The following is a 15,762-nucleotide window of genomic DNA, read 5'->3' as shown; positions in this document are numbered from 1 at the left end:
CAATCTTTTCATAGTACCAGCCCCGGGCCGCCCCTTTAGCAATGCGGCTCCGCCTTTACCCGGCAGCAAAACGCGGCTTAGCCCCCTCTGAATGCGGTTTTTCCTTCCGGCCTCCACTCTCTTATCGGTGCTGCTGCTGCAGCCCGGCCTGGCTCAAAACAAGCAGCCCGGCACGCCTGCCAAACCCTCCGAGCGCATCGCGCTATCAGCCCCAGCCGCCCCGGCCGTGGACCCCGGCACGGTGCTCACCTGCCCCGTGCTCACTGGCCAGATACTCGACGAAAACGGCCGCCCGCTGGTGGGCGCCACCGTGATGCTGGCCGGCACCAGCTACATTAACAGCACCAACGCCGAGGGCTATTTCTCCCTCAACCGGCCGCTCAAGCCCTGGCAGCGCCTGCGCGTGAGCTCGGCTGGCTACGCCGACCTGGAGCTGCGCGTGGAGGAGTGCAACACGCCGCCCATCACGCTGCGGCCGCTGCCGGGCACCCGCATCAAGCAGGGCAAGAAGCACTACGGCAAGATTTTGAAGGTGGGCAGCGAGGTGCAGTAAATCTGTTTCAGCCCCCAAATTCCGCATCATTCCGCGCCAATTCTGTACGCTTCGCCGTGGTGGCAGGCGCTACTTTTGCAGCCTCACTTTGCGGTAATTTCTCTGCTTTTTATGCAAACGCTCCGGTTCAAAACCACCATTAACTGCGCTAATTGCCTGCGCGCCGTCTCCCCCACCCTCAACGAGGAAAAAGCCATCGAAAGCTGGCAAGTTGACACGAATAATCCCGATAAAATTCTGACGGTGCACACTGAGTTCACGCCCGCGCAGGTAGTGGCGCTGGTGGAGGAAGCCGGCTTTGAGGCCCATCCAGCGTAGCTCATCCTGACAGTGAAAAAAAATCGGGGCCAACCGTGCCGGAGCTTTACGCTTCGGCACGGTTGGCCCCGAAATCATTTAAAACTCCATCGGCACTTCCATCAGCAGCAGCTCGGCGTTGCTGTCGGCCACGATATCCAGCACATCCGTTTCCCAGATGCCGAAGCCGTCGCGGCGGTGCAATGACTGGCCGTTGATGGTCACATCTCCCTCCAGCACAAAGGCGTACACGCCGTTGCCGGCTTTCTTGAGGTCGTATTTCGTGGCAAAGCCTTTATCGAGCTGGCCGAGGTGAAACCAGGCATCCTGGTGCAGCCACACGCCGGCATCGGCGGGCGAGGGCGACACCACCTGCTGCAGACGGTTGTGGCGGTCGGCGGGGGCGAAGGTTTGCTGGTCGTAGCGCGGGGCTACGCCACGCTGTTTGGGGAACACCCAGATTTGCAGGAATTTCACCGGCGTGCCGGGGCTGTGGTTTTTCTCGCTGTGGGCCACGCCGGTGCCGGCGCTCATCACCTGCACGTCGTTTTGGCGGATTACCGCCTTGTTGCCCAGCGAGTCCTGGTGCTCGAGGTCGCCCGACAGCGGGATGGAGATGATTTCCATGTTGTCGTGCGGGTGCTTGCCGAAGCCCATGCCGCCCGCCACGGTATCGTCGTTGAGCACGCGCAGGGCGCCAAAATGCACGCGCTCGGGGTTCTGATACGCGGCAAAGCTGAAGCTGTGGTACGAATTGAGCCAACCGTGGTTGGCGTGGCCCCGGCTAGCGGCGGGGTGAAAAACGGTGCGGGCCATAATTGAAACAGAAGGGTTTAAAGTAAAAGCAAGAGCCGCAACGGCCCCGGCCGCCCGGCAAAGGGTCGGCGCGGAATCCGCTGCGGCTCTGCCATGTTAATTCGGGTTGATAAGGCGGGCCTTATCGGGAGGGTTTAGGCTTGTTTCACCAGCTGAATGTCGGCGGCGAGCTTCACTTCGTCGCTCACTACCACGCTGCCCGCCTCGGTTACGGCGCTCCAGGTGAGGCCAAAATCCTTGCGGCTGATTTTGCCGGTGACGGTGAAGCCGGCTTTGGTCTGGCCGTAGGGGTCCACCACGATGCCGCCCAGTTCCACGTTCACCGTCACGGGTTTAGTCACGCCATGCAGGGTCAGGTCGCCGGTCAGCGTGGCGGTGTCGTCGCCGGTTTTCTCAAATTTCTGGCCCACGAAGCGCAGCTGGCCGTGGTTCTCGGCGTCGAAGAAATCGGCCGACAGCAGGTGGCCGTCGCGCTGCTCATTGTTGGTGCTCAGCGAATTCACGTCGGCCGTGAATACGATATCCGAAGCTTTGCTGAAGTCGTCGCCCTCGCTGGTCAGGCTGACGTCGAAGCTCTTGAAGTAACCGGTAACGGTCGTAATCATCAAGTGCTTGATTTTGAATTGCACTTCACTGTGCATGGGGTCAAGTTTCCAGGTGGTTGCCATGATGTGGTATTTTAAAAAAGATGGAGTGAAAGAAGTAAGGCGGAGCGCGGAGTGCGTTGCCGCTACAAATGTACATACATTTAATGTACGTACATTGTTCCTGGAGAAATAAAAAAACCATTCGGCTTTGAAGCCGCCCGAACGCGCCCGCGTTTTTTATCCCATGTGCCGCGCCGAGCAGGTATCTTGCGTCGCCGCCAGGCACAGCCCTGGCTTTACACAATGCTTATTTTTCGTGCAACCCGACTCTTTATCGTTTTCCAGTAGCACCACCCCGACTATCGACTACTTCCAGCAGTTGCCGAAAGTAGAATTACACGTGCATCTGGAAGGAGCCATCCCGGTTGCCACGCTGCTGGCGCTGGCCCAGCGGCATGGTATTGCTCTGCCCGCCCGCACGGAGGCTGAACTCGCCGACTGGCTGGAATTCCGCAATTTCCCACACTTCGCCGAGGTCTATCAAACCATCTCGCGCTGTATCCAAACGCCCGACGACCTCGAAACGCTGACCTACGAGTTTCTGCGCGAGCAGGCCCGGCAGCACATCTGGCACACCGAATTCACCTTCACCGCCTGGACGCACTTCCGCAACTGGGGCATGCCCTACGCCGAGCAATTCGCAGCCCTGCACCAGGCCCGCCAGCGCGCCGAGCGCGACTTCGGCGTCAGCAGTCTTGTCATCGTCGACATTCCGCGCGGTTACGCCAGCCCGGCCGAAGCCCTGACTATGACAGAGCAGGCCCTGCTGGCCCGCCCGCTTGGCGTGTCCGCGCTAGGTTTGGGCGGCTACGAAGTCGGTAACCCCGTGGCGCCCTACCGCGCCTCCTTCGACCTGGCCCACGCCGCGGGCCTGCCCTGCATTCTGCACGCCGGCGAAACTGAAGGCCCCGCCAGCATCTGGGAAGCGCTCGAAGCGGGGCACAGCCTGCGTATCGGCCACGGCGTGCGCTGCCTGGAGGACCCCGCCCTAGTAGCGCACCTGCGTGAGCACCGCATTCCACTGGAGGTGTGCCCATCGAGCAACGTGTGCCTGAAAGTAGTGGATTCCTACGCCGCCCACCCACTGCTCCGGCTGCTGGCCGAAGGCTTGTATGTGACGTTGAACAGCGACGACCCAGCCCTGTTCGGCACCACACTTACCGAGGAATTTGAGAAGGCACATCAGTTGCTGGGGGTTTCGCTGCCCGAGCTTAGCCATTTGGTACAGAATGCTCTACACGCTTCCTTACTTACTCAGCCGCAACGAGAGGCGCTGCACGCCCGCTATTTCATGGCCTGATTGGAATACGGCACCTTTTAGACTAAACCTGACGCCAATTGGGACTTCAGAACCAAATGACAAATATGCCAACGGGCACATTATAAAAAATCCCCTTGTAAACACTTAGTTTACAAGGGGATTTTCTTTTGTAGCGCTCCCTCCTGGGCTCGAACCAGGGACCCTCTGATTAACAGTCAGATGCTCTAACCGGCTGAGCTAAGGAAGCAATTTCTTGCCCGAAACCCCGGTTGTTGTTGTTTCGGACTGCAAAGGTAGGATAGCCGCTGACATTTTCGCAAGCCCTCCGAAAAAAATTTTTAAATAAATTTTTTTCGCCTTCTAATTCAAAATGTTAAGTTGTGTACCCTGCACGCTGGTATTGTATTGTAACAACGGCAACCCGCTCGGCCCACCCGTTACCTGCCCCTGCAGGCTGAATTGCGAGCCGCAGCACGTGTCTTTCATAAACAAGCCCGACGGGTCCAGCGATACCAGTGCGCAGGCACTATAGGGCTGGTAAGGGCAGTTACGCTCGAAGGCACGGTAGGTATTGTCGGCCTGCCGCACCACGATGATGCCTTTGATGCCGCCACCATCGACGCGGCCGCTACTGCCGCTGGGCAGCACCACGGCGCCGTTCACGTTGCGCAGGGCAGCGTATTGCTGGCTGGTGAGCTGCAGCGCCACGTTTACGGGCGTGTAAGGCAATTGCGGCTGCACATTATTAGTGCTGCCACAGGCGACAATACTCAGCAATAAGCCAGTGCCTAAGAGCAACGAAAGAATACGCATACCGATTGAACGTAAGGAGGGTTGGATTAAGTGCCTGCGCAGCCGTGCCTACTTCTTGAACAACGAGTTGACGAACGTGTGCCGGTCAAACAGCTGCAAATCGGTCATTTTCTCCCCTACCCCGATGTAGCGCACCGGAATGCTGAACTGGTCGGAGATGCCGATAACCACGCCGCCTCGAGCCGTACCGTCGAGCTTGGTGATGGCCAAGGCAGTTACTTCAGTGGCTTTGGTGAATTCCTTGGCTTGCAGAAAAGCATTTTGGCCGGTGCTGCCGTCGAGTACCAGCAGCACCTCATGCGGCGCTTCAGGAATCATTTTCTGCATCACGCGCTTGATTTTACTCAGCTCGTTCATCAGATTCACCTTGTTATGCAGGCGACCCGCCGTATCGATAATAATGACGTCGGCGCCGGTTTCTACGCCCACCTTCACGGCATCGAAGGCCACCGAGGCCGGGTCGGTATTCATGCCGTGGCTCACCACCGGCACGCCCACACGCTGCCCCCAGATGATGAGTTGGTCCACGGCCGCCGCGCGGAAAGTATCGGCGGCACCCAGCACCACCTTCTTGCCCGCCGAGTGAAACCGATGAGCCAGCTTGCCAATGGTCGTGGTTTTGCCCACGCCATTCACGCCCACCACCATGATAACGAAGGGCTGGCCGGTATTATCTGGCCGGTCGAGGATGGCGCGGGAGCCGGTGGCGCCGCTGTTGGCATCGAGCAGCTCCACAATTTCCTCGCGCAGGATACGGTCGAGCTCGGTAGTGCTCACATACTTGTCGCGGGCCACGCGCTTTTCGATGCGGTCGATGACTTTCACCGTGGTATCGATGCCCACGTCGGCGTGCACCAGCAGCTGCTCCAAGTCATCGAGCACGGCTTCGTCCACGGTGCTTTTGCCCACCACGGCCTTGCTGAGCTGGTCGAAGAAGCTGGTTTTGGTTTTTTCCAGACCGGCATCAAGGGCTTGCTGCTGCTCCTTGTTTTCCTTGTCTTTTTTAAAAAAATCGAAGAGGCCCATTGAGTGGGGTTGAGGGTATGGGGTGAGGAGGGGTTGAGGGGCTCAGAAGTAGCGCAAAGGAAGCAAAACCGCCTTATTTATTGCCGACGGCCCATCAGCCCTCAAACCAGCATAAACTGAAAAAGTCCCACGAAGGTGGGACTTTTTCAGTTCTTAACGGAAGCCAACGGCAGCTTATTTGTTGCCAGTGGCCAGGTACTCCTGCACTTTGTCAACCAGTACCATCTCTTCTTTGAAGGTATAGGCACCGGTTTTCTCCGATTTCACGGCACGGATAACTTTTGCCCAGTCCTTGCCGCCCGGGGTTTTCAGGGTTGCTACTACTTTCTTAGCCATGACGTAGGATTACTTAATTTCCTTGTGAACAGTCATTTTCTTGAGGACAGGGTTGAATTTCTTCAACTCGATGCGCTCAGGAGTATTCTTGCGATTCTTGGTGGTGATGTAGCGCGAGGTGCCCGGCATGCCCGAGTTCTTGTGCTCGGTGCACTCCATGATAACCTGCACCCGGTTTCCTTTTTTGGCCATCTCGACTTAGGGGGTGTTTTTGAATTTAGGACTGCAAAGGTACGTTGATTTTTTGGAAATGACAAGCTATAACTTAAATGTCAGAGCGTAGAGCATGGCCCGGCTTAATTGCTGGTGTAAAGGCGCAACATTTTGCGCCTCATCGTTCGCACCATCTGCCCGATTTCGTTCAACGATGGGACGCAAGACAGTGCGTCTCCACATCAGCCGTCGACGCGCTACTTTAACACCGGCAACGTCCACCCCTCCAGCCCGCTGGGCTCGGCCATCAGCCTCTCAATATCCGCCACCGTGCGCGGCGCATCGATGGAAAGATTCTCATTGCCAGCATTCGTAATCAGCACATCATCCTCAATGCGTACGCCGATATTCCACCACTTGGGGTCGCAAGGGGCGCCGGCGGGGATGTAGATGCCCGGCTCCACGGTGATGACATTGCCGGCCTGCAGCGGCCCGTAGCTGCCGCGGTCGTGCACGTCGAGGCCCAGGTAGTGGCTGGTGCCGTGGGGGAAATACTGGCGCGACTCTTCCTTCTTTTTAATGATGCCGAGCTTCAGCAGGCCCTTGGCGACGACCTCCTGCGCGGCCTGGCCGGGGGCTTTGAACTCGGCGCCGGGGCGGCAAGCGCCGATACCCGCTTCCTGGGCCGCCAGCACCAGCTCGTAAATCTGGCGCTGGGCAGGGCTGAAGGTACCGCTGGGCGGGGCGGTGCGCGTTACGTCGGCGGTGTAGCCGTGGTATTCGGCACCGCAGTCCATCAACAATAAGTCGTTGTCAAGGCGGCGGCGGTCGTTGGTTTCGTAGTGCAGAATGCAGGCGTTGGCCCCCCCGCCCACGATACTGGGGTAGCCCTGAAACTCCGCGCCGTAGCGGCGGTACACGTATTCGTGCAGGCCCTGCACGTCCATCTCTCCCATATCAGGGCGCAAGAGTTTGAGCACTTCCCGCTGGGCGGTGGTACTGATGCGGATGGCGTGGCGCAGCAGCGTCAGCTCCTCGGGGGTTTTCACGGCCCGCAGCTCATCAAGGGCATTATCCAAGTCGGTGGCATCGTAGCGGCTGGGCACGGCGCGGGCGGCGGCTTCGCGGCGGGCGGCACTGGTGCCAGCCGCCAGGTAGGCGCTGATAATGGGGTCGGTAGCCAGAGTGAGCGTTTGTTCAGCTAAGTGCTTTACGTACTCCTGTGTACCAGGTGCGTCGAGACTATGGTCGGCACCAGCGGCTTCCTTCATCGCGCCGCGCAGTACGGCGTAAGCAGCGTTGCGGGGCGGGCTGTAGTCGGCAGGCACGGCGGCTTGCTGGCGGAAGGCAGCCACGAGGTCGTGCAGGTCGGCGGGGTCGCTGGGGTCGTTGCGGGTATCGGTGGGCAGGTCGGGGAAAAGGATACGGTCGAAATCGGACCACTTAATCCCAGCTTTGGCAAACTCCGTATTATCAGCCACAAACTGGATTCCCAGCTCGGCTTTGGCGATGGCGGCGCCGCGTCGGCGGCCGCGCCACTGCTCGGCCGCGGGGTCGCGGGGCTGGGTGAAGAGGGCTTCGGTGACGAGCGGCTGGCCCGCCACGGTGCGCGGTTCCTTGAAGAGCACGAGCACGGCGTCGGGCTCATCGTAGCCGGTGAGGTAATAGAAATCAGGGTTCTGGTGGTAGATGTAGTTGACGTCGTTGGCGCGGTTGCGGATGGGGGCTGCGAAAAGCACGGCCACGCCGTGCGGCGGTAGCTTATCGCGCAGCAGCTCGCGGCGCTGGCGGTGGAAAGCCGGCGGCAGAAAATCGGTGGGCCGGGCCACGGCGGGGGCCATAGTCAGCGGGGCGGGGCGGGCGCCGGCTTTGCGCTGAGCTTGGGTAGTGGCAGCTGTCAGCAGGCCGGCACCAAGCAGCAGGCCCCGAAAAATTCCTCTCAGATTCATAGGTAACTCAAGGTAGGCTTGAATAGACAAAGCCAGCGCCAATACGTTGCCGCGAGGGCAGACGCATTGGCGCTGGCTTTGAAAGGACACCGGATGGCCGTGGCCTGCCGAGGCTATAACTAGTAGGTAATGAAGCCTTCCTGTTTGGCTTTCTTCAACACCGACATGATGCCGTTCTTGTTGATGGTACGGATGGTAGAAGCGGCTACACGCAGGGTAACCCAGGCATCTTGCTCGGGGATGTAAAAACGCTTCTTCTGCAGGTTCGGGTAGAACTTACGCTTAGTCTTGTTGTTGGCGTGCGACACGTTGTTACCAACGCGGGTACGCTTGCCGGTCAAATCACAAACTCGGGCCATGATATCGGAGAGGGTTAGAAATTGCTAATGTCAGGAAAATCAACGCTCAGCAATCAGACGCGGCGCGTTGGTTTACGGAACGGGCCGCAAATATCGGCAAAATTCTGGGAATGACCAAGCGTAGGCCCAAACTTCTGCGGCCGGCCGGGTTCAACCCTAGCCGGGCAGCCGCCGGGCAGCCCTACCTTTGCGCTTTTCGCTGCCTATGCCTCCTGCCGCTCCCAGTCTGAAACGCTTCCTTAGCAGCATTGGGCTGGTGGTGGTGCTGAATGCACTGGTGAAACCAGGCTGGCTGCTGCTCGAAAACATGGTGCAGGACCGGCTGGGCCACGCTACTTTCGGCCTGATTGCGGCCATGTCGTCGCTCACTATCATTATAAGTTCGGTGGCTGATTTAGGCCTGACGCAGAGCAGCGTACGCCGGGCGGCCAGCGAAACCGACTTCCTGCAGGGTCCCTTCCGCACGGTGCTGCCCTTGCGCGGCCTGCTCAACGGCGTGGCCCTGCTGGCGATGCTGGCCGTGGGCTGGCTGGTGGGCTACCGGGGGCAGGAACTGGGACTGCTGGCCGTGGTGGGGGCAGCACTTTTACTCATTCAGTACACCCAGTTTTTGCGCGGCATTTTCCAGGGGCAGCAGCAATTTTCGACCGATGCAGTGCTCTCGGTGCTGGAAAAAGGCCTGCTGATGGCGGCCGTAGGCGGCCTGCTGCTGGCGGGGCCGCTCACCTTGTGGGGCTACCTGAATACGCGGCTGGCGGTGGCAATTTTCACCGTGCTGCTACTGTACGGGCTGCTGCTGCGCTTTTTTGGGCGCATGCCCTACCGCTGGCAGTGGGCCAATATGCGCCAAGCATTACGGCTGAGCTTACCGTTTGCCCTGATAGCAGTACTATACGGCTTGAATGAGCGGGTAGACATGATAATGCTGGAGCGCTTGTCGTCGGCCAAAGAGGCTGGCTACTACGTGGGTGCCTACCGTTGGATGGATGCGGCCATGATGTATGCCTGGACCGTGCTGCCACTGTTTTTCGCCCGTTTTGCCCACGCCCAGCAGCACCCCGGCGAACTGAATAAGCTGCTGGGAGTAGGGCAGCGCCTGGTGGCGGTGCCACTGTTTTTCGCGGTGGCGTTTGTGCTGTTTCGGGGCGAGGTGGTGTTCTGGCAGTTCAAGCACAGCTCTGGTCCCGAGCTGGAACGCATGACGTGGTGCCTTAAAATCCTGTTTCTGAATGTGCTGGCGCACGCTTTTTTCGCTATCTACAGCACCGTGCTGACCAGCACCGGACACGAGCGCACGGTAAGTTGGGCAGTGGCGGCCAGCCTGGTACTGAATATGGGCCTGAATTTGTGGCTGATGCCTAGCTATGGCGCCATCGCGGGGGCAGCTAATACCTTAGTCTGCGTATGCTTTGTGTCGCTTACCTACTTGTGGCTGGTGCAAAAGCGCACGACCGTATCTATTCCCTGGGGGCTGATGGCCAGACTATTTCTGGCGCTTGGATTGCTGTGTGGCAGTTGGTGGATGCTGCGCTGGACTACTTACCTGAGCTGGCTGGTCGAAACGACTATTATGGCCGTCGTATTCGGCTTTATTGTGCTGGGTACCGGCCTGTTGCGACCGCAGGAAATTAAAGAGGCGCTGAAACGCAAACACTAATGCCAACCCACGTCAGCTGTTCTTTTCTGCCTTCCACGGGCAATGCCGACAGCCCGAGCCGCAGCAATATCCCCGCCGCAAATGATACTGCGCGGTGAAAACCAGATAACCCTCAGGGGTATAGTACACGTCGCCCGGCTGTAGCGGGCGGGCCGCGAATTCGGCGAGCGTGGGACGGCGGGACTTGGAATCGGCGGGCATGAGGCTACAAAAATACGGGAGCATTTGCTGTGCCGCAGGGCTTGACGGGTGCCTCTTACCTTTGCGAAAGCGCTTGGCTCTTTCGCTCTCTCATCCATTTTCTCAATCCCGCCCATGACCACTTCCTCTCCCACCGCCACCTCCACCCGTGCCCAGGAGCTGATGCAGCTCGAAGACCAGTATGGCGCCCACAACTATCACCCGCTGCCCGTGGTGCTGAGCCGTGGCGAAGGGGTGCACCTGTGGGACGTGGACGGCAAGCATTACTTCGACTTTCTTTCGGCCTATTCGGCCGTCAATCAGGGCCATTGCCACCCGGCCATCATCAAGGCGCTGACGCAGCAGGCCCAGCAGCTGACGCTGACTTCGCGGGCGTTTTTCAACGACCAGCTGGGCCCGGCCGAACAGCAAATCTGCCAGCTGTTTGGCTACGACAAAGCCCTAATGATGAATTCGGGCGCCGAGGCCGTGGAAACCGCCCTGAAACTGGCCCGCAAGTGGGGCTACCAGGAAAAGGGCATCGCGCCGAACATGGCCCGCATCGTGGTGGCCGAGCACAACTTCCACGGCCGTACCACCGGCATCATTTCCTTCAGCACCGACGGCGACAGCACCGGTGGTTTCGGGCCCTTCGTGCCCGGCTATGAAGTAGTGCCGTACGACGACCTCGCGGAGCTGGAGGAGGCCTTGCAGGACCGGCATGTCTGTGCCTTTCTGGTCGAGCCCATTCAGGGCGAGGCGGGCGTGATGGTGCCTTCGGAAGGCTATTTGAAGAAGGCCGCCGAGCTGTGCAAAGCACACAATATCTTGTTTATAGCCGATGAAATCCAGACCGGCCTGGGCCGCACCGGCAAGCTGCTGGCCACGCACTACGAAGACGTGCGCGCTGACATTATCATCCTCGGCAAAGCTCTGAGCGGCGGCGTGATGCCCGTGTCGGCCGTGTTGGCCGATGATGCGGTGATGCTTACCATTCAGCCGGGGCAGCACGGCTCGACCTTCGGCGGCAACCCGCTGGCCTGCGCCGTAATGCGGGCCGCGCTGGACGTTATTAAGCACGAGAAGCTGACCGAAAATGCGTTCCGCCTGGGCGAAATCTTCCGCGAGCGGATGCGGCAGGTGCAAGCTAAACGGCCGGAAGTGGTGGAGCTGGTGCGCGGCAAAGGCCTGCTCAATGCCGTGGTTATCAACCCGAGCGAGGATGGCCGCACAGCATGGGACGTGTGCGTGAGCCTCATGGAGCGCGGCGTGCTGGCCAAACCCACCCACGGCGACATCATCCGCTTTGCCCCGCCGCTGGTGATTACAGAGGAACAACTGCACGCAGCCTGCGATGTAATTGAGGAGGTCATTCTGGCATTCTAGCCCGAAAATTCTATGCTGTCGTACTGGGAGCAGCAGTCGCTTTTCGGCCAGGCTGATGTGACCATTATCGGTGCCGGGCTGGTGGGTCTCACAGCGGCTATCTACCTGAAGGAACGGCGGCCTGCTTGGCGCATCGTGGTGCTGGAGCGCGGTGCGCTGCCCAGCGGGGCCTCCACCAAAAACGCCGGTTTTGCCTGCTTTGGCTCTGTTTCAGAATTAATAGAACAGGAGAAGCGTGGCGACCTGCAAACCGTCGTGGCGGCTCGTTACGAGGGCTTGCAGCGGCTGCGCGGGCTGCTCGGCGATGCCGCGCTGGCCTACCAGCCGGAGGGCGGCTACGAGATTTTCCGGGCGGCCGAGGCTGGTTTGGCGGCCGAGTGCCGGGCGAAAATCGACTATTACAACGACCTGCTGGCACCGATTATCGAGCAGCCCCGCATTTTTCAGGATGCCACGGTCGAGGCGCGCCAGTTTGGCTTTCGTGGCGTCGATACTATTCTGAAAAACAATGCCGAAGGCAGCCTCGACGCGGGCCGCATGATGCGGACGCTGCTAGCCCGCACCTGGGCGGCCGATGTGCCGGTACTCAGCAGCTGTGGGGTAACAAACCTGGAATCGGTTGCCGGAGCTACGCTGCTGCACCTTGATAATGGCGCGTTTATCAAAGCCGACCAGGTGCTGCTGGCCACTAACGCCTTCGCCCCCGAGCTGCGCCCGGAGCTGGCCGTGACGCCCGGCCGCGGCCAAGTGCTGGTGACCGAGCCGCTGCCGGAGCTGCGGCTGCCCGGCACGTTTCACTACGACCTCGGCTACACGTATTTCCGCCAGCTGCCCGACCAGCGCATCTTGCTGGGCGGCGGCCGAAACCTGGATTTTCAAGCCGAAGCAACCACTACGCCCGGCCTAACCGACCGCGTACAGCAGCACCTCGAAAACCTGCTGCACGAAGTCATCGTGCCCGGCCAGCGCCCGCGCATCGACTACCGCTGGAGTGGCGTGATGGGCTTCGGCCCGGCTCTGGAACCGGTGCTGGACTGGGCCGCGCCGGGGGTATTGGCTGCCGTGCGTTGCAACGGCATGGGTGTGGCCCTGGGTGCTGGCCTGGGCTGGCGGGCCGCCCAACGGCTGGCGGGGTAACTTTGCCCCCTTCCCTGCGTTTCCTCCTGCATGAATAGCTCTACAATGCGCCGCTGGCTGCCGTTTTTTTTGGTGATGAGTGTGCTGGCCGGCTGCCGGAGCGAGCGGGTGGCGTTTGATTTCAAGCCGATACCTGGCCCGGCGCGTGCTGTGGCAGTAGCACCTTCGATAGCTGCTGCTGAACCGCTAACGCCAGTGGCCCCAGCGGCTGATGACATCAAAGCAGCGGTTCCGGCGCGGGGCCGGTCCGCTCAAACAAGTATGACCACGGCCCCGCTCGCGCCAGTGCGTGCGGCCAAATTACCAGCGCAGCTGCCACAGCAGTTGTTGCGGCAGGCAATGGCAGTCCAACGGCCCCGCCAGCAGCCAACTGCCGCCCAACCGGCTGACCAGGGCCTCGGCAAAATCTTTTTTTTTCTACTGGCCGTGGTGCTGGCTGTGCTGGCGGGGCTGGCTTTCGGCGTAGCGGCCATTTTCAGCATCGGCTTCTGGGCGGCGCTAGGCTATGTGGCGGCGGGCATCGTGGTGCTGCTGTTGCTGCGCTCGCTGGTGCGGAAGATGGCGGGGAAGAAATAAGCAGGAAGCTCCTTCTAACGGGGCAACTTCGTTCGCTGGCCCCACTTAAGCCCCTGGCGGTAAATCAGCCAGCAAAGCTCAGCAGCAAGCCAGCAGCCAGTCATTCCGCATTGCGCCCCAGCCATTCGAGCTCAGACGGCGATGCTTTCTTGTTTCTGCTGTCGTGCCTGGGTGGCAGCCTCATCGCCCTTCTCCTTGCGCTGATTATTCAGTCGACCGTAGTAGCTTTTGTTGGCCTTGGACTGCTAACTATTGCGCTCCTGATTTTCATCATCAATACCCTGGCCGAATGATGATTTTTTCAGTTGCTCACCGCCATTATCAGGGCTTGATACTGCTGCTACTGGGGCTACTGGCCAGTTGCCGGAGCGAGCGGGTGGCCTTGCAGTTCGGGCCTGCTCAAGGAGTTTATTCTTCCGAAACCCCTGGCCGTGCGAACAACATACTACCACCCGCTACTGCTCACGCCGGTCGCTTTTCAACGGCGTCCTTGCCCACCACTTCCCGGCCGCTCCGTCCAACACCTCGTAAAATCAATCGAATAAGCCTGCCAGCTTCGAGCACTCGCCTGGTTGTGCGCCAGCGCAAGCTACCACGCTTGCACCACCACTTTCTGCGCAAAACGCCGGTCGCTTCCCACTCCCCTGCCGAATACCGCTACCCACCCGATTTTCTGGCCGTGCCAATTGCCACCACCGGTGCCTCCATTGCGCTGCTGGTGCTTTACCTGACGCTTGGCTCTTCCGTTTTTTTCACGCTGTCCGTTTTGTTAGGTATTCTGTCCGTTCTGCTGCTGGCAGTTGTAATTATACTGTATGCAATAGGCGGTTCGGGGCATAAGCTTGGCGGATAAAATAGTAAATTAGTTGTTATGAAAATTCGAGGGTCCGGTCTGTTAAGTAGGTTACGCAACTGCTGGGGGCAATTGCTGGTTTTGGGTATACTGCTGGCCAGTTGCCGGAGTGAGCGGGTGACGTTTCAGTTTCAGCCGCCGGCCTCAGAAATACCAGCTACCTTCTCTGCACCACCTCACGCCAACGTAGCAGTAGCTTCACCCCCCGAACCGCTCCTGACAGCAACTTCAAACCCGCCACTACCACAACTACCACGTCGCCTGACGCACACGAAACGGCCGCCGCTTGCCACCCGCTTGCTAGCACGTAATATTCTTGCTAAACAAGGACGACGGCCACTTTCAGCAATCGCCCGGCAGCCGATGCCGCTACGAGCAGTAGCCCATTACCTGAAACAACGAAATACCGACAGCAGTGCTTCTGCTCGGCCATACTATCGGGGGGCCAGTGATGAAATTGACATCTTGTTTGTTATCTGCGCCGGGGGAGGTCTTATCGCCCTGCTCACGGCCTTGTTTATTCAATCATTACCCGTTGCTTTGATTGGATTAGGAATGGTTTTACTAGCAACTTTGATTGCTATCGTTTACGCGCCTTTGTAATTCTTTACACTCTACTTACTCAATGCCCATTCTCCCCACCCACCGCCCTCGTCGCAACCGCAAATCACAGGTAATCCGCGACATGGTGCAGGAAACCCGCCTCACCGCTCACGATTTCATCTACCCGGTATTCATCACCGAAGGCCAGAACAAGACCGAGGAAATCAAGTCGATGCCCGGCATCCACCGCTTCACGGCCGACCGCGTCATCGACGAAATCGGGCAGTGCGTGGAGCTGGGCGTGAAGGCCTTCGCGCCCTTCCCTAACATCAACGAGGTGCTGAAAGACCGGCTGGCCCGCGAAAGCGCCAACATGGAAGGCCTGTATCTCAAAACGGTAGCCGACATTCGCCGCCAGTTCCCGGAAGTGGCCATCATGACCGACGTGGCGATGGACCCCTACAGCAGCGACGGCCACGACGGCATTGTGGACCCCGACTCGGGCGAAATCCTCAACGACGCCAGCCTCGAAATACTCGGCCAGATGGCCCTGGCCCAGGCCCGCGCCGGCGCCGACATCATCGGCCCCTCCGACATGATGGACGGCCGCGTGGCCTGGATTCGCGACGTGCTCGATAGCAACGGCTTTAGCCACGTCAGCATCATGAGCTACACGGCCAAGTACGCCTCGGCCTTCTACGGACCATTCCGCGATGCGCTTTCCTCCGCCCCCAAAAAAGGTGACAAGAAAAGCTACCAGATGAACCCCGCCAACCGCCTCGAAGCCCTGCGCGAGCTGGCCCTCGACGAAGCCGAAGGCGCGGATATGGTGATGATAAAGCCGGCCCTCTCCTACCTCGACATCATCCGCGAGGTGAAGGACGCCACCGCCCTGCCCGTGACGGCCTACAACGTGAGCGGCGAGTACGCCATGATAAAAGCCGCCGCCCAGAACGGCTGGGTCGATGGCGAGCGCACGATGATGGAGGTTTTGCTGAGCATTAAACGTGCTGGTGCTGATGCTATTCTGACGTATTTCGCCAAGGAAGCGGCGGAGGTGCTGCGGCGTGGATAGAATAGTCGGGTGGTCGGGGGGAATCCCCCTTGCGGGAATTGCCCCGGCTCTTTCCGAAGGCGGGTGGGGAGCCGGGTCGGCCTTTTCTTGTCTGCCCTATTTATTCTTAAAAAAATAACCCTATAATTGCTTAAAATATTCCCTA

19 protein-coding genes and 1 tRNA gene are annotated in these 15,762 nt (G+C 59.5%); 10 read left to right on the top strand and 10 right to left on the bottom strand.

Annotation, left to right across the window (positions count from 1 at the left end; genetic code table 11):
- The first annotated feature begins 91 nt into the window (after positions 1-91).
- Together Q5H93_RS11260 and Q5H93_RS11255 are read left to right on the top strand one after the other, a co-directional pair.
- The gene (locus Q5H93_RS11260; RefSeq protein ID WP_305006634.1) at positions 92-553 is read left to right on the top strand and encodes a carboxypeptidase-like regulatory domain-containing protein; all 462 of its coding nucleotides are present in this window, start codon (positions 92-94) and stop codon (positions 551-553) included.
- 111 nt (positions 554-664) lie between these two features.
- Positions 665-871, top strand: a complete 207-nt coding sequence (locus tag Q5H93_RS11255; protein ID WP_305006633.1) for a heavy-metal-associated domain-containing protein — start codon at positions 665-667, stop codon at positions 869-871.
- 78 nt (positions 872-949) lie between these two features.
- Here the strand turns inward: Q5H93_RS11255 and Q5H93_RS11250 are convergent, their stop codons facing one another.
- Positions 950-1,666 (bottom strand): pirin family protein, encoded by a 717-nt coding sequence (locus tag Q5H93_RS11250; RefSeq protein ID WP_305006632.1) that lies wholly within the window; start codon positions 1,664-1,666, stop codon positions 950-952.
- Positions 1,667-1,800: 134 nt separating this feature from the next.
- Positions 1,801-2,334, bottom strand: a complete 534-nt coding sequence (locus tag Q5H93_RS11245) for a YceI family protein (RefSeq protein WP_305006631.1) — start codon at positions 2,332-2,334, stop codon at positions 1,801-1,803.
- Between the two features lie 235 nt (positions 2,335-2,569).
- Between Q5H93_RS11245 and add the strand changes: the two genes are divergently transcribed.
- Complete coding sequence (gene add / locus Q5H93_RS11240; RefSeq protein WP_305006630.1) at positions 2,570-3,613, top strand: adenosine deaminase; 1,044 nt, start codon at positions 2,570-2,572, stop codon at positions 3,611-3,613.
- A gap of 134 nt (positions 3,614-3,747) precedes the next feature.
- Here add and Q5H93_RS11235 read toward each other — a convergent pair.
- The 7 genes from Q5H93_RS11235 to rpmB form a co-directional block, all read right to left on the bottom strand.
- Positions 3,748-3,821: transfer RNA gene (locus Q5H93_RS11235), tRNA-Asn, on the bottom strand.
- Positions 3,822-3,934: 113 nt separating this feature from the next.
- On the bottom strand, positions 3,935-4,387 hold the full coding sequence (locus Q5H93_RS11230; protein WP_305006629.1) for a Rieske (2Fe-2S) protein: 453 nt from the start codon (positions 4,385-4,387) through the stop codon (positions 3,935-3,937).
- A gap of 48 nt (positions 4,388-4,435) precedes the next feature.
- On the bottom strand, positions 4,436-5,413 hold the full coding sequence (gene ftsY / locus Q5H93_RS11225; RefSeq protein ID WP_305006628.1) for a signal recognition particle-docking protein FtsY: 978 nt from the start codon (positions 5,411-5,413) through the stop codon (positions 4,436-4,438).
- A 174-nt stretch (positions 5,414-5,587) separates the two neighbouring features.
- The gene (locus Q5H93_RS11220) at positions 5,588-5,749 is read right to left on the bottom strand and encodes a DUF4295 domain-containing protein (protein ID WP_305006627.1); all 162 of its coding nucleotides are present in this window, start codon (positions 5,747-5,749) and stop codon (positions 5,588-5,590) included.
- A gap of 9 nt (positions 5,750-5,758) precedes the next feature.
- Positions 5,759-5,941 (bottom strand): 50S ribosomal protein L33, encoded by a 183-nt coding sequence (gene rpmG / locus Q5H93_RS11215; protein ID WP_305006626.1) that lies wholly within the window; start codon positions 5,939-5,941, stop codon positions 5,759-5,761.
- Positions 5,942-6,159: 218 nt separating this feature from the next.
- Positions 6,160-7,851 carry an aminopeptidase P N-terminal domain-containing protein gene (locus tag Q5H93_RS11210; RefSeq protein WP_305006625.1) on the bottom strand — a complete coding sequence of 564 codons (1,692 nt, stop codon included), beginning with the start codon at positions 7,849-7,851 and terminating at the stop codon, positions 6,160-6,162.
- Positions 7,852-7,970: 119 nt separating this feature from the next.
- Positions 7,971-8,210, bottom strand: a complete 240-nt coding sequence (gene rpmB, locus Q5H93_RS11205) for a 50S ribosomal protein L28 (RefSeq protein WP_305006624.1) — start codon at positions 8,208-8,210, stop codon at positions 7,971-7,973.
- Positions 8,211-8,415: 205 nt separating this feature from the next.
- On the opposite strand from rpmB, the gene Q5H93_RS11200 reads away from it, so the two are divergent.
- Positions 8,416-9,867, top strand: a complete 1,452-nt coding sequence (locus Q5H93_RS11200) for an oligosaccharide flippase family protein (RefSeq protein WP_305006623.1) — start codon at positions 8,416-8,418, stop codon at positions 9,865-9,867.
- 12 nt (positions 9,868-9,879) lie between these two features.
- Here the strand turns inward: Q5H93_RS11200 and Q5H93_RS11195 are convergent, their stop codons facing one another.
- A complete protein-coding gene (locus Q5H93_RS11195; RefSeq protein ID WP_305006622.1) occupies positions 9,880-10,068 on the bottom strand; it encodes a C1orf53 family protein in 189 nt (62 codons plus the stop codon).
- A gap of 114 nt (positions 10,069-10,182) precedes the next feature.
- Here Q5H93_RS11195 and rocD point away from each other — a divergent pair, with 114 nt between their 5' ends.
- The 6 genes from rocD to hemB all read left to right on the top strand — a co-directional run bounded on the left by rocD (position 10,183) and on the right by hemB (position 15,617).
- A complete protein-coding gene (gene rocD / locus Q5H93_RS11190) occupies positions 10,183-11,433 on the top strand; it encodes an ornithine--oxo-acid transaminase (RefSeq protein WP_305006621.1) in 1,251 nt (416 codons plus the stop codon).
- Positions 11,434-11,445: 12 nt separating this feature from the next.
- Positions 11,446-12,570, top strand: a complete 1,125-nt coding sequence (locus Q5H93_RS11185) for an NAD(P)/FAD-dependent oxidoreductase (RefSeq protein ID WP_305006620.1) — start codon at positions 11,446-11,448, stop codon at positions 12,568-12,570.
- Positions 12,571-12,909: 339 nt separating this feature from the next.
- A complete protein-coding gene (locus tag Q5H93_RS11180; protein WP_305006619.1) occupies positions 12,910-13,146 on the top strand; it encodes a hypothetical protein in 237 nt (78 codons plus the stop codon).
- A 289-nt stretch (positions 13,147-13,435) separates the two neighbouring features.
- Entirely contained in the window at positions 13,436-13,999 is a 564-nt protein-coding gene (locus Q5H93_RS11175; protein WP_305006618.1) for a hypothetical protein, read from the top strand.
- A gap of 297 nt (positions 14,000-14,296) precedes the next feature.
- Complete coding sequence (locus Q5H93_RS11170; protein WP_305006617.1) at positions 14,297-14,602, top strand: hypothetical protein; 306 nt, start codon at positions 14,297-14,299, stop codon at positions 14,600-14,602.
- A gap of 22 nt (positions 14,603-14,624) precedes the next feature.
- Entirely contained in the window at positions 14,625-15,617 is a 993-nt protein-coding gene (gene hemB, locus Q5H93_RS11165; RefSeq protein WP_305006616.1) for a porphobilinogen synthase, read from the top strand.
- The last annotated feature ends 145 nt before the right edge of the window (positions 15,618-15,762 follow it).

Source organism: Hymenobacter aranciens, from assembly GCF_030580865.1.
Lineage (GTDB): Bacteria > Bacteroidota > Bacteroidia > Cytophagales > Hymenobacteraceae > Hymenobacter > Hymenobacter aranciens.
Note: the sequence above shows the minus strand (reverse complement) of the source record. Positions and strands in the feature narration are given on the sequence as shown.